Source organism: Streptomyces griseofuscus (assembly GCF_014673495.1).
Taxonomy (GTDB): domain Bacteria; phylum Actinomycetota; class Actinomycetes; order Streptomycetales; family Streptomycetaceae; genus Streptomyces; species Streptomyces murinus.
Genome location: NZ_CP051006.1, coordinates 604,991 through 617,701 on the forward strand (window position 1 = coordinate 604,991; position 12,711 = coordinate 617,701).

General features: G+C 72.6%; 11 protein-coding genes and 1 pseudogene. 6 read left to right on the forward strand and 6 right to left on the reverse strand.

From position 1 onward, the window contains the following. Positions 1-525 precede the first annotated feature (525 nt). A complete protein-coding gene (locus HEP81_RS02675; protein ID WP_037664374.1) occupies positions 526-1,554 on the reverse strand; it encodes a LacI family DNA-binding transcriptional regulator in 1,029 nt (342 codons plus the stop codon). 237 nt (positions 1,555-1,791) lie between these two features. On the opposite strand from HEP81_RS02675, the pseudogene HEP81_RS42570 reads away from it, so the two are divergent. Beyond that, a pseudogene (locus HEP81_RS42570) lies at positions 1,792-2,037 on the forward strand (hypothetical protein); the annotation flags it as partial. Between the two features lie 164 nt (positions 2,038-2,201). Here HEP81_RS42570 and proP read toward each other — a convergent pair. Continuing rightward, a complete protein-coding gene (gene proP / locus HEP81_RS02685; RefSeq protein WP_051850770.1) occupies positions 2,202-3,707 on the reverse strand; it encodes a glycine betaine/L-proline transporter ProP in 1,506 nt (501 codons plus the stop codon). Between the two features lie 129 nt (positions 3,708-3,836). Then, entirely contained in the window at positions 3,837-4,109 is a 273-nt protein-coding gene (locus HEP81_RS02690; protein WP_037664370.1) for a hypothetical protein, read from the reverse strand. Positions 4,110-4,281: 172 nt separating this feature from the next. On the opposite strand from HEP81_RS02690, the gene HEP81_RS02695 reads away from it, so the two are divergent. Next, positions 4,282-5,799: an MFS transporter gene (locus HEP81_RS02695; RefSeq protein WP_037664369.1), complete on the forward strand. Its 1,518-nt coding sequence runs from the start codon at positions 4,282-4,284 to the stop codon at positions 5,797-5,799. 65 nt (positions 5,800-5,864) lie between these two features. Here HEP81_RS02695 and HEP81_RS02700 read toward each other — a convergent pair whose 3' ends face one another. Then, positions 5,865-6,650 carry an SDR family NAD(P)-dependent oxidoreductase gene (locus HEP81_RS02700; protein ID WP_037664368.1) on the reverse strand — a complete coding sequence of 262 codons (786 nt, stop codon included), beginning with the start codon at positions 6,648-6,650 and terminating at the stop codon, positions 5,865-5,867. A gap of 167 nt (positions 6,651-6,817) precedes the next feature. On the opposite strand from HEP81_RS02700, the gene HEP81_RS02705 reads away from it, so the two are divergent. Further along, positions 6,818-8,086 carry an LmeA family phospholipid-binding protein gene (locus tag HEP81_RS02705; protein ID WP_037664366.1) on the forward strand — a complete coding sequence of 423 codons (1,269 nt, stop codon included), beginning with the start codon at positions 6,818-6,820 and terminating at the stop codon, positions 8,084-8,086. A 27-nt stretch (positions 8,087-8,113) separates the two neighbouring features. Here the strand turns inward: HEP81_RS02705 and HEP81_RS02710 are convergent, their stop codons facing one another. Further along, positions 8,114-8,995 carry an SDR family NAD(P)-dependent oxidoreductase gene (locus HEP81_RS02710; protein WP_037664364.1) on the reverse strand — a complete coding sequence of 294 codons (882 nt, stop codon included), beginning with the start codon at positions 8,993-8,995 and terminating at the stop codon, positions 8,114-8,116. A 69-nt stretch (positions 8,996-9,064) separates the two neighbouring features. Here HEP81_RS02710 and HEP81_RS02715 point away from each other — a divergent pair, with 69 nt between their 5' ends. Beyond that, positions 9,065-9,733, forward strand: coding sequence for a TetR/AcrR family transcriptional regulator (locus HEP81_RS02715; protein ID WP_037664363.1), 669 nt, complete (start codon positions 9,065-9,067; stop codon positions 9,731-9,733). 142 nt (positions 9,734-9,875) lie between these two features. Continuing rightward, entirely contained in the window at positions 9,876-10,613 is a 738-nt protein-coding gene (locus HEP81_RS02720) for a dienelactone hydrolase family protein (protein ID WP_037664361.1), read from the forward strand. Between the two features lie 68 nt (positions 10,614-10,681). Here HEP81_RS02720 and HEP81_RS02725 read toward each other — a convergent pair whose 3' ends face one another. Continuing rightward, positions 10,682-11,425, reverse strand: coding sequence for a TetR/AcrR family transcriptional regulator (locus HEP81_RS02725; protein ID WP_220511687.1), 744 nt, complete (start codon positions 11,423-11,425; stop codon positions 10,682-10,684). A gap of 92 nt (positions 11,426-11,517) precedes the next feature. Between HEP81_RS02725 and HEP81_RS02730 the strand changes: the two genes are divergently transcribed. Continuing rightward, positions 11,518-12,708, forward strand: a complete 1,191-nt coding sequence (locus HEP81_RS02730) for a cytochrome P450 (RefSeq protein WP_037652704.1) — start codon at positions 11,518-11,520, stop codon at positions 12,706-12,708. The last annotated feature ends 3 nt before the right edge of the window (positions 12,709-12,711 follow it).

The window sequence follows — 12,711 nt, forward strand, 5'->3', positions numbered from 1 at the left end:
CGGAGGACCCGCGCGGCGCGGCACGCTCCCCCGGCCGCGGCATACAGGTGCCGGGACCGCCCCCGACGCCGCGCACACAGAGACGCCGGGTCGGACGAGGACGCCGGTCCGATCACCACGCCCCGGCGCCGTGGACGACGGGTGCCGGGACGATGCCCTGGCACCTCGGCCGCGCGGATGGCGGGTCGCCCCCCGGTGTGGCGCACGCGCGGATGCCGGGTCGCCCCCCGGCGTGGCACACGCCCGGATGGCAGGTCGATTCCCCTGTGTGGCGCACGCCCGGATGCCGGGGTGGACTCCGGCGCGCCGCGTCCATGCCGGAGTGGCCCTCGGCGAGGCGCGAAGGTGCGGGGCGGACCCCGGACTCGGCTGCCGCGCGCCGCCCTCTCCGGCAGCCCGTCCGGCCGGCCGGCAGCCGCCGCCGCGCGCCGGACATTTGCGCCCTCAGCCGTATACGGATACCGGGGCGGGCCCCCCAGCAGCCCGTGGACGGCGGGGCGGGCCTCCGCCGCCCCGGCGGCGCGCTCAGGCGGACTCGCGCACCACCAGGTCGGTGGAGAGCACCACATGGCGCCGGATGCCGTTGCGGGACTCGATCTCCTCCAGCAGCACCCGGGCCATGGTGCGGCCCATCTCCTCGGTCGGCTGGCGCACACTGGTGAGCGGCGGGTCGGCGTGCCGGGCGACCGCGGAGTCGTCGAAGCCGATCAGCGCCACGTCCTCCGGCACCCGCCGCCCCGACTGGCGCAGGACGTGCAGGGCGCCGCTGGCCATGACGTCGGAGGCGGCGAAGACGGCGTCGAGGCCGGGGTGCCGCTCCAGCAGGGCGCGCATGGCGGCGCGGCCACCCTCCTCGGTGAAGTCGCCGTGGGCCACCAGCGAGGTGTCGCCGCCGAGGCCCGCGGAGTTCATCGCCTGGGTGTAGCCATCGAGCCGGCAGCGGGCGACGTACATGTCCAGGGGGCCGGTGATGGTGGCGACGGTGCGCCGGCCCAGTCCGAGCAGATGCTCGGCGGCCGACCGCGCGCCCCCGACGTTGTCGGCGTCGACGTACGACATCCATTCCCGCTCCGAGCGCCGCCCGTTGAGCACGGTGGGCACCCGCAGTCGCTCCAGCAGGCTGGGCAGCGGGTCGTTCTCGTGCACGGACACCAGCAGGACGCCGTCGACGCGGCGGGCCGCCAGATGCTGGCCCAGGCGCTGGCGTTCGCGCGGGGTGCGGATCAGGGTGAGCAGCAACTGCATGTCCGTGTCGGCGAGTTCGGTGCTCACACCGCGCACGATGTCCAGGAAGTACGGCTCGGCGCCGAGCCTGGTCTCCGACTCGGGGATGACCAGGGCGACCGCGTCCGTGCGGTCGGCGGCCAGCGCGCGGGCGGCCCGATTGGGCACATAGCCCAGCTCGGCGATCGCCGCCTCCACCGCCGCCCGCGCCTGGGCGCTCACATGCGGGGAGCCGTTGACCACCCGCGAGACCGTGCCCCGCCCGACACCGGCCCGCGCGGCGACCATCTCCAGCGTCGGGCGGCCGCCCCGCCCCTCGCCCGCAGTCATCGCGCCCTTGCCCGTCACCATGGATGACAACCCGTCAGTCGCACCGGCTCAGAAGTGTTCATTCCCTTGACACACCCGCGGGAACGGTAGACCTTCATTATGCCAATCTGGGAGCGCTCCCACGGGAGCGCTCCCAGATAAAAGCCGGTTCGATCGGGCCGAAGCCGACGTTGAGGCGGAGGAACGCGGGGTTCCGGAGGCGGCACGGCGCGATGCACGGCGGGCGGCGGGCCGCCCAGCCTGGCCGTCTCGAAGCTGGCCCGCGCCCTGACGATGTTCGCCGAGCCGCCCACCGCCACCCTGGTACTCACCCGACTGGAGCGCGTCGCCGAGGGGTACCTCCTGCGCTGGAGCAACACGGGACAACCCCCGCCGCTGCTGCTCCACCCCGGCCTCGGCGCCCGCTTTCTCTCGCCGGTCCGCCATGGGATCCCGGTGGGCGTCGACCCCACCGTCCCCCGGTACGACCATGCGCAGCGGCTTCCCGCGGACAGCACGCCGCCCCGCTGGAGCGGCTGTGCGCCGAGCTCGTCACGGGGCGCGGCCAGCTGTTCGGCGACGGTGTCACCCTGCTCGCCCCGCGCCTGCCGGACCACCGGGAGCGGTGAGGCACCCGGTGGTCCGGTTCTGCGGGAGCGGTGGGCTCGTCAGAACTTCGGGTCCGGTGACTGGGCCCTGACCAGTTCGGCGGCCTCGGCCTCCGACTCCACGGACGGCGGGGAGCCGTCCAGCGGCTTGTTCGCCGTCTCCTTCATGGCCAGGACCGCGACGACGCCCACGGCGGCCGCGCCCATGGCGTAGAACGCCGGCATCAGATTGGTGTGGAAGACGCCGATCAGAGCCGTGATCACCAGCGGGGTGGTGCCGCCGAAGAGCGAGGCGGAGAAGTTGTAGGCGACCGACAGGGAGCCGTAGCGGACCTGCGTCGGGAAGATCGCCGGGAGGGCGGCCGACATGGTGCCGAGCATGGCCACCAGGGACAGGCCCATCAGCAGCAGGCCCAGGGTGATCAGGACGATGTCGCCCTGCCGGACGAGCAGGAACGAGGGCACCGACAGGACCAGGAAGCCGAGCATGCCCGTCATCAGCAGCGGTTTACGGCCGAAACGGTCGGAGAGGCGGCCGACCTGGTTGATGACGCACATCTGGAGGACCATCACGATCAGCAGGATCAGCAGCCCGTGATTGGTGTCGTAGCCGAGTTCGTCGGACAGATAGGTCGGCATGTACGACAGCAGCATGTAGTCGGTGATGTTGTACGCGGCCACCAGGGCGACGCACAGCAGCAGCGGCCGCCAGTAACGGGTGAAGATCTTGCCGAGGTCGGCGGCGGCCGAGGTCTCCACCGCGTCGGCGGCCTCGGTCGCCCTGGCCTGGCCGCCCTCCAGCTTCTGGAAGGCGGGCGTCTCGTCCAGCCTGAGCCGCAGATACAGGCCGATGAAGCCGAGCGGGGCCGCGACCAGGAAGGGGATGCGCCAGCCCCAGTGCAGCATCTGGTCGTCGCTGAGCAGGCTGGTCAGGGCGACGACGAGGCCGGACGCCCCGACGTACCCGGCGAGCGTGCCGAACTCCAGGTAGCTGCCGAAGTAACCGCGCCGTTTGTCGGGCGCGTACTCGGCGATGAAGGTGGAGGCGCCGCCGTACTCACCGCCGGTCGAGAAGCCCTGCACCAGCCGGAAGAAGATCAGCAGGGCCGGAGCCCATATGCCGATCGTGCCGTGCGAGGGGATCAGGCCGATGGCGAAGGTGCCGATCGCCATCATGATCATGGTGAGGGCGAGGATCGTCTTGCGGCCGATCTTGTCGCCGAGCGGCCCGAGGACCATGCCGCCGATGGGCCGCACCAGGAAGGCGACCGCGAAGGTCGCGAAGGTGCTCAGCAACTGGGCGGTGTGATTGCCCGAGGGGAAGAAGACCTTGCCCAGGGTCGCGGCCAAGTAGCTGTAGATGCCGAAGTCGTACCACTCCATCGCGTTGCCGAGAGCGGCCGCCTTGGTGGCGCGTTTGACGGCCGGTTCGTCGGTCACCGTGATGTCGCTGCGGCGCAGCTTCGGGTGGCGTCGTTTCTCGATGGCGCGAAAGAGCATCCGATGGCGCCTGACCGCGGCGGGATCCACCGGATCCACCAGGTGCTCTTGGTCAGTCGCCGTCATCGCGGTGTTCCTTTCGCCGGTCACATTGCACAAGCCAACGCCTGCACAGATCTCGCGCCCTCAAACCAACCGCTCCGTACGGCGCCCACTCGGCTACTCTGAGTGGATGACGCTCCGGTCCGGTGGTCCTCAGGGGATGTCGCCGCTCCAGTCGAGACGGGTGCGGTCACCGGGGCGCGGGGTGTATATCGCCCGGCCGCCGATGCCGTACCTGCCCAGCTCGGTGCGCAGCGGGACGCCCGCGGCGGGGGCCCCTTCGGCCCGGTCGGTCATGTCCAGGAGCAGGCCGTCCAGGGGGCCGCCGACCAGTTGGGCGTATCTGCGGTCGGGGCGTGGGCCGGGGTCGTCGTGGTCGTGGCCGTAGACCCGGCCGCGCAGCAGCTGCTCGTCGTCGCCGTTCATGGTCCAAGCCTCGCAGCCGGCACTGACAACGGGATCTTGCCGATGCCGTCGCGCGGGTCCGCCCGGGTGGACTTTCTTCCCGCCCTTTGCGGTTGCAGTGAGAGGTGTATGCGCATGCCCCGGTCGGGGAACCTGAATCCTTCAGGCGGGGCCCCAGCGGAAAGGAGCCCAGGTGACTACGTCGACGTCAGCGGCAGGCGGCCGCGGCCAGGGGGCTCAGGACACCGGCTACCAGCCGGATCCGCGCCGGTGGCGAGCCCTGTGGGTGACGCTGGTGGCCGGTTTCATGAGCCTGCTGGACGTGACGATCGTGGCGGTCGCCCTGCCCACCGTCCAGCGCGATCTGGGGGCCTCCCCCGCCCAGGTGCAGTGGGTGGTGTCCGGATACGCGCTCACCTTCGCCCTGGCCCTCGTCACCGCAGGGCGGCTCGGCGACGCCCTGGACCGGCGCCGTATATTCCTGCTCGCGCTCAGCGCCTTCGTGCTGTTCAGCGCGGCCTGCGGGGCGGCCCCCGACATCACGCTGCTGGTGGTGGCCCGCCTCGCGCAGGGGCTCGCGGCCGGCTTCATGGCGCCCCAGAACTCCGCGCTCATCCAGCAGTTGTTCCGGGGCGCGGAACGCGGCCGGGCCTTCGGCTTCTTCGGCGCGACCGTCGGCATCTCCTCCGCCGTCGGACCCATCAGCGGCGGTGCCATCCTGGCGCTGGCCTCCGGCGCGGACGGCTGGCGGTGGATCTTCTACGTCAATGTGCCCATCGGCATCCTCGCCGTACTGCTCGGCCGCCGGCTGCTGCCCCGCGTCCAGGGCACCGGGCGGGGCCGTGTGGACGCCATCGGTGTGCTGCTCCTCGGCCTCGGGGTGCTCGCGCTGATGTATCCGCTGGTCCAGGCGGACTCCGGCGGGATCGAGCGGCTGTGGTGGCTGTTCCCGGTCGGTGCCGTCGTGCTCCTCGCCTTCGCGCAGTGGCAGCGGCGTCTGGTGGCCAAAGGCGAACAGCCGCTGCTGGATCCGCGGCTGTTCAGCACCGTGCGCGGCTACGCGGTCGGCGCGGGTGTCGGCACGCTGTACTTCATCGGCTTCAGCGGGGTGTGGCTGGTCTTCGCGCTCTTCTACCAGCACGGTCTGGGCTTCTCCCCGCTGCGCTCCGGACTCGCCGTGACCCCCTTCGCCGTGGGCTCCGCGTTCGCGGCCGTGGTGGCCGGGCGGCTGGTCGAGCGGCTGGGCCGGCTGCTCACCGTGTGCGGTCTGGCGGGCGTGATCCTCGGCCTGGGCGGCGCCGCGCTGCTGCTGCACTCCGTGGATCTCGGCACCGCCCCCTGGGTGGCCGCCCCGGTGCTGTTCCTCGGCGGGATCGGCGGTGGCTTCGTGGTCTCGCCCAACTTCACGATGACGCTGCGGGACGTGCCGGTGCGCATGGCGGGCGCGGCGGGCGGCGCGCTCCAGACCGGGCAGCGGCTCGGCGCGGCGGTGGGTACGGCCGCGCTGCCCGGCCTCTACTACCTGGTGCTCGGCCGGCACCAGGACTACCGCGCCGCCGTCGTCATCGCGCTGGGCGCCGCGCTCATCGGCATGGCGGCGTCCCTTGCGCTCGCCACGTTCGACTGGCAGCGGGACCGGCGGACGCGCTCCGGGGGCGGGAAGCGGCCGCAGGAGGTGGCCGACGATCCGGTGCGCTCCGGGCAGTCGTGATCACCGGCCGTCCGGATCGTCATGGCTCACCGCCCGCAGCGCCGCCCGCGGCCGTCCGGCACGGCTCAGAAGAAGCCGCCGTCCACGGGGAGCGTACGGCCGGTCATGTACGCGGCGTCGTCGCTGGCCAGATAGGCGTAGCCCGCGGCGATCTCCTCGGGCGTGGCCAGCCGGCCGAGCGCGCCGTGCACCGACAGCCACTGGCCGAGCGGCATCTCGCCGCGCAGCCGGGGGTGCTGGTATCCGGCCGCGTTCTCGGTGGCCATGTCGGTGTCGGTGCCGCCGGGGGCGATGGCGTTGATGGTGATGCCGCGCTGCCCCAGTTCGGCGGAGAGGTTGAGGACCATGGACTCCACGGCGGCCTTGGACGCGGCGTACAGGGTGTGTTCGAAGACCGCGCGGGACGCGCTGACCGAGGAGGTGAGCACGATCCTGCCGCCCTCCCGCATCCGGGCGGCCGCGTGCTGGGCCGCGAACAGCTGGCCGCGGGTGTTCACCGCGAAGACGCGGTCGAAGTCGGCCGGGGTGAGATCCGCCAGGGCTCCGAAGTGCTCGATGCCAGCGCAGGAGGCCAGCACGTCCAGTCGGCCGAACTCCGCGACCGCGCGCTCGATCAGCGCCTCGCTCTGGCCGGGATCGGCCACGTCCGCGCCGTGCGCCAGGGCCTTGCCGCCATCCGCCTCGATCGCGCGGACCAGCGCGTCGGCCGCCGCCCGGTTGCTCCGGTAGCCGATGACGACGGCCGCGCCCTCGGCCGCCAGGCGCCTGGCCACCGCCGCTCCGATCCCCCTGCTGCCGCCGGTCACCACCGCCGCCCTGCCCACGAAACGCCCGGTGTCGCTTGCCGTCATGGAGGTCGTCCTTTCGTCCTTCACGGAGCCGTCGCCGCCAGTGTCCAACGACGGTCGCGCACAGGCGAGTTACCCATGGCTCGATAACGTGTGCGAATCGGGCCATTCCCCGGCCGACTCCTCGTCAGAGTTGCGAGCCCGGTGGGGTTATGTGATCAAATCTGCCGATGCGTACCCCCCACACACCGACGCATCACCTCGCTCACTCCGACGGACCAGGCCCCGACCGGGTTCCGTCCGCGCGAAGTCCCTACGACGAACTGGCCGCACTGGCGGAGGATCCCGCGGGCGGCCCGCAGGACGGCCCGCTGGACGACTTCCTCCGCGTGGTCGAAGCCCCTGACCAGCGCGACGACGACGCCGACGACGCCTGGGCACCACCCAACCACAGGCGCCGGGGGCGCCGCCGCAACCGGGCCACCGGGCTGCCCACCATGCTCAGGCTGACCGTCTGGGTGCTCACCTTCGCCTGCCTCGTCGCCCTGGCCGACCGCTGGGCGCTGCTCTACGCCGAGCGGCAGGCCGCCGACCGGCTCAAGGACCGGCTGCATCTGACCGCCGCGCCCGAGGTGCGGATCGGCGGCTTCCCTTTCCTGACCCAACTCCTCGACCAGCGGCTGGACTCGGTGCAGGTCACCGTCCCGGACGTGCCGGCCGACCGGGTCACCCTGACGCAGGTCACCGCCACCGCACGCGACATACGCATCGACGGCGACGGCCCGACGGCCGTACGGGGAGCCCTCGTTCACCAGATGCACGGCGAGGTGCTGCTGTCCTTCGCCGACATGAACCGTGAACTGGGCGCCTCCCAGGTGGCGTTCAGCGCCCAGGGGCCTGGCCGCATCGGGGCGCTCGGCTCGCTGCGGCTGGCCGGGCAGGATGTACGGGTGCGTGCCGATGCCCACATCCAGCGCGACGGGGACCGCGGCATCAGTACCTCGGTGGACGGGATGCGGCTGGACATCGGCGACCTCGCGACCTACCGGCCCGGCACCGGCCGTACCGAGGGGCTGCACCTCACCCGGGCCGCCGCGCGCCGGGTCACCCGGGAGGCGGACAAGATCAAGGCGCTGCTGGGTGTCCCGGAGATCGTGCACCGCATGGGTGTGCCGGACAGCGCGGTGCAGGCCGCCCTGCACGACGAGGACAAGCTCCACCGGCTCACCGGCGCGCCGCGCTTCCTGCACCAGCTGACCCGGGTGAACCTCGTGGACGTCGCGCTCGCCCACCCCGAGGTGCTCAAGCGGCTCGGCGTCGACCTCTCCCTGCTGACCTCCCTGACCAAGCTGACCCGCCCGCAGATCGCCGACCGCTTCGACTTCGCCTTCCGGATCCCGAACCCGCCCTCCGGCGACCTGCGGCTCCAGCGGGTCGCGGTGCGCAAGGACGGGATCCATGTCTACGTCAGCGGGGCGGGGCTGCTCCTGGGCAAGTGACCTGCTCCGGGCGAGAGTTGACCGGGTTCACACGGCATCTTCCGTGGGGAGCGGCACCGGGTAGGGCTCGCCGAAGTCGGCCGAGCGGCTCACCTCCTCCCAGGCACTCGCATCGGCGAGCCGCCGGCGGTCGTGGTCCAGGGCCATGGTCGCGGCGTTCACCCCGAGCAGAAGGTGGCTCGGGAGCTCGCCGCGCCGTACCGTGCGGACGATGATCTCGGCGGCGCGGTGCGGGTCCCCGGCCGCGCCGGCGGTGTTCTGCCGCATCAGCCGGTTCATCGCGCCCACGGTCGCGTCGTAGGCCTCGGGCACGTCGTGGACGGTCATCGAGGAGCCGGCCCAGTCGGTGGCGAAGCCGCTCGGCTCGACGACCATCACCCGGACCCCGAACGGCGCGGTCTCCGTGGCCAGCACCCGGCTGAAGCCGTCCACGGCGAACTTGGCCGCCTGGTACGAGGCGATGCCCGGCGAGCCGCCGACCCGGCCGCCGATCGAGGAGAACTGCACGACGGTGCCCGCGCCCTGCCGGCGCAGGACGGGGAGCGCGGCCCTGGTGACGTGGTAGACGCCCCAGAAGTTGGTCTCGAACTGGGCGCGGAAGTCGGCGTCCTCGGTCGTCTCGATGGGCGACACGTTCGCGTACCCCGCGTTGTTCACGAGCACGTCGATGCGTCCGAAGCGGGCGACGGCCGCCTCGACGGCCGCGCGTGCCGCGTCCGGGCTGGTGACGTCCAGGGCGAGGGGCAGCACGCGGTCGCCGTACTCGGCGAGGTCGGCGGCGAGGGCCTCGGGGCGGCGGGCGGTGGCGACGACCAGATCGCCGGCCGCCAGCACGGCGTCGACCAGGGCGCGGCCGAAGCCGCGCGACGAACCGGTGATGAACCAGACCTGGGGATCCTGTGTACTCATACCGTTAGTGAAACACCGTTCTCTTATTAGCGCAACACCGTTTCCTTAACTCTTCCTATGATGTCCTGCATGAGTGAGCCTGCCTTTCAGCGTGCGCGCAGTGCCGAGGCCAAACAGGCGCGGGAAGCGGCGATCCTGGACGCCGCCCGGACGCTCGGCCGGGTGCGGGGGGTGCGGGACGTCACCCTCACGGACATTGCCGCGGCCGTGGGCATGCACAAGTCCGCGCTGCTGCGCTATTTCGAGACACGGGAGCAGATCTTCCTCGCGCTGACCGCCGAGGGCTGGCGGGACTGGTCCGCCGAGCTCCGCGCCGATCTGGGACGACGCTCCGAGGCGACGTCCGCCGAGGTCGCGGCCGTCTTCGCGGGCACGCTCGCGGCGCGGCCCATGTTCTGCGACCTGCTCGCACAGGCGCCGCTGAACCTGGAGCGGAACGTGTCGATCGAGTCGGTGCGCTCCTTCAAGCTCGTCACGCTGAAGGAGGTCGAGCTGATCGGCGGCGACCTCGGCCGGCTGCTCGGCCTCGACGAGTCGCAGAGCGTCGACATGATCGCCACCGCGACCAGCCTCGCCGGTGCCCTGTGGCAGATGGCCACGCCCGGCCCGCGCCTGCGCGAGCTGTACAGGAGCGATCCCCGGCTCGGCCACGCGGTGGTGGAGGTGGAACCCCGACTGAACCGGGTGCTCAGCGCGTATCTCAGGGGACTCGGGGTGGGGGCGACGGCGACGAGCTGAGGGGGCCGGTGACGGCCTTCACGGGAGAACGGGGTGGGTGACGGTTTCTGCGAGCACTCGCCGTATCGGGGATACCGGGACTGTTCTGCCGGCGGCGGAACACCGGCCGGACCGGGCTCGACGGTCACTAGTGTCCAGGCCCATGACAACGACGACGACGCGTACGGTCGAATATCCGGCCGACGGTCTGACGATGGTCGGGCACCTCGCGCTCCCGGCCGGTACCGACCGCCGGCCCGCGGTGCTGCTCGGACCGGAGGGCACGGGGCTCAGCGACGTCGAGCGCCGCAGGGCCGATGCTCTCGCCGAGCTGGGATATGTGGCGCTGGCCTTCGACCTTCACGGCGGCCGCTATCTGGGTGACCCCGAGGACATGATGGCCCGTTGCACCCCGCTGCTCGCCGATCCCGACCGGATGCGGGACATCGGCCATGCGGCGCTCGACGTGCTGCGCGCCGAACCGCGCACCGACCCCGACCGGATCGCCGCCATCGGCTACGGCACCGGGGGCATCATCGGGCTGGAACTCGGCCGCGACGGCGTCGACCTGCGCGCGATCGGGACGGTCAACGGACTGATCACGGGCCGGCCGGGCGAGGCGGCGCGCATTCGCTGCCCGGTGTGGGCCGGGGTCGGGTCGGAGGACCCGATCATGTCGCCCGCGCAGCGGCAGGCGTTCACCGAGGAGATGCAGGCCGCGGGCGTCGACTGGCGCCTCACGTTCTACGGCGGCGCCCTGCACGCCTTCCACCACCCGCCGGTCGACCACATCGTGCGCCCCGGCGTCGGCTACCACCCCCAGCACGCGCGGCGAGCCTGGCACGACGTCGTCGCCCTGCTCGCCGAGTGCCTGCCCCTGACGGAGGACCTGGGCGCATGACCCGCGCGAACCCGGCTCCGCCCGCGCCCGGTGTCGTACCGCCGCACTGACGACCGTAGACCCGGCGCTCACGGACGTACGCCCGGCCGCTCCTCCCCCGCCCCCGAGTCCGCCCCCGCCCCCCTCTCCGCCCCCGGTCTCGGCCCGGCGCCCGGGAGCACCGGAAGCAGCCGGTCCAGGGCCGTGAGGACATGTGTGCAGATCGCGTCCGGGTCGGCGGTCGCCAAGGGTTCCTGGCGTACGACGACCCGCATCAGGCCGATGCCGAGCAGCCAGGCCATGGCGAGCTGGGCGCGCAGGGTGCCGTCCTCGGCCTCGGAGAGGGCGGCGAGCGCGGCGGCGTACTCCTCGCCCAGCGCGCGGACCGTCTCCGGCGCGGCGTCGGCGCCGCCGATGGAGCGAAGGTAGACCGCCAGCCGGTCCGCGTCGGCCCCGCCGCCCTCCGCGAGGACACCGCGCAGCGCGGTCTCGAACAGCAGCTCCGGGGGCGTGCTGCTCACCTGTTCCTTGCCGTCCTGCGCCATCACCTCGGTGAGCAGGGCCTGCTTCGAGCCGAAGTAGCGGAATATGAGCGCCTGGTTCACCCCGGCGCGGGCGGCGATGTCCCGGACGGTGGCCGCCTCGTACCCCCGCTCCGCGAAGACCGCGCCGGCCGCCCGCAGGATGCGCGCGCGGGTCTCCCGGGCATCGCGCGGACGCCCCTGCGGCTCCCCGCCCGCCGCGGCTCCGGCGCTCCGGTGCTGGTCCCGCGTGTACTCGCCGCCGTCCACCCACTGCTCCTTCGCCGCCCCGCGCCCGACGCGCGTCTGCAAGGACCCGCAGAGTAACGGCCGATTCGCGTCGTTGCGCGCCCCGGGCGCAGCTCCTAGCGTTGTAAGCGTGTGCTTACACAAGGGAGACAGCTGTGACGGCAACCGACCACGCACCCCTCGCCTACCCCTTCAACTCCGGCCAGGACCTGGATCTGTCCGAGGCGTACGAGCGCGCCCGTGAGACCCCCGGGCTGCTGCGCGTGCGGATGCCGTACGGCGAGCCGGCCTGGCTCGCCACCCGGTACGCGGACGCCCGGCTGGTCCTCGGAGACCAGCGTTTCAGCCGCGCGCTGAGCCTCGACCACGACGAGCCGCGGGCCTCCGAGGGCCGCCGGGACAGCGGGATCCTCAGCATGGACCCGCCCGACCACACCCGGCTGCGCTCGCTGGTGGCGAAGGCGTTCACCGTGCGCCAGGTGGAGAAACTCCGCCCGCAGGTACGCGAGTTGACGGCATCCCTGCTGGACGCGATGGAGGCGGCGGGCCCGCCCGTCGACCTGGTCGACCGCTACGCGCTGCCCATCCCGGTGGCGGTGATCTGCCGGCTGCTCGGGGTCCCGGAGCGGGACCGCCCCCAGTTCCGGGTGTGGAGCGACGCGGCCCTGTCCACCAGCTCCCTGACGGCGGCGGAGTTCGACCGCAACCGCGAGGAACTGCGCGCCTACATGGCCGAGTTGATCGCCGCGCATCGCGCCGATCCCCGGGACGACCTGATGACGGCGCTGATCGAGGCGCGCGACCACGGCGACCGGCTGTCGGAGCTGGAGCTGGTCGACCTGTGCGTCGGCATCCTCGTGGCCGGTCACGAGACCACCGCCACCCAGATCCCCAACTTCGTGCTCACCCTGCTCGATCACCCGCAGGCGCTGGCCCAGCTGCGGGCCGACCCCGCGCTGATCACGCAGGCGATCGAGGAGTTGCTGCGGTTCGTCCCGCTGGGCAGCGGGGCGGGTCAGGCCCGGTACGCCAAGGAGGACGTCGAGGTCGGCGGCACCCTGGTGCGGGCCGGGGAGCCGGTGCTGGTCGCCATCGGGGCGGCGAACCGGGACGCGCTGCGCTTCACCGAGGCCGGGGCGCTCGACCTCACCCGCGGCGGCAACGCGCACCTCGGTTTTGGCCACGGTGTGCACCACTGCCTGGGCGCTCCCCTCGCCCGGCTCGAACTCCAGGAGGCCATCGGGGCGTTGGTGACCCGCTTCCCCGGGCTGCGCCTCGCGGGTGACATCACCTGGAAGACCGAGATGCTGGTGCGCGGGCCCCGCGTGATGCCGGTGGGCTGGTGAGGC

Excerpts from the sequence above, each read along its gene's own strand:
- HEP81_RS02675 (WP_037664374.1), bottom strand. The coding sequence starts at position 1,554 with ATGACTGCGGGCGAGGGGCGGGGCGGCCGCCCGACGCTGGAGATGGTC.
- proP (WP_051850770.1), bottom strand. The coding sequence starts at position 3,707 with ATGACGGCGACTGACCAAGAGCACCTGGTGGATCCGGTGGATCCCGCC.
- HEP81_RS02690 (WP_037664370.1), bottom strand. The coding sequence starts at position 4,109 with ATGAACGGCGACGACGAGCAGCTGCTGCGCGGCCGGGTCTACGGCCAC.
- HEP81_RS02700 (WP_037664368.1), bottom strand. The coding sequence starts at position 6,650 with ATGACGGCAAGCGACACCGGGCGTTTCGTGGGCAGGGCGGCGGTGGTG.
- HEP81_RS02705 (WP_037664366.1), top strand. The coding sequence starts at position 6,818 with ATGCGTACCCCCCACACACCGACGCATCACCTCGCTCACTCCGACGGA.
- HEP81_RS02710 (WP_037664364.1), bottom strand. The coding sequence starts at position 8,995 with ATGAGTACACAGGATCCCCAGGTCTGGTTCATCACCGGTTCGTCGCGC.
- HEP81_RS02715 (WP_037664363.1), top strand. The coding sequence starts at position 9,065 with ATGAGTGAGCCTGCCTTTCAGCGTGCGCGCAGTGCCGAGGCCAAACAG.
- HEP81_RS02720 (WP_037664361.1), top strand. The coding sequence starts at position 9,876 with ATGACAACGACGACGACGCGTACGGTCGAATATCCGGCCGACGGTCTG.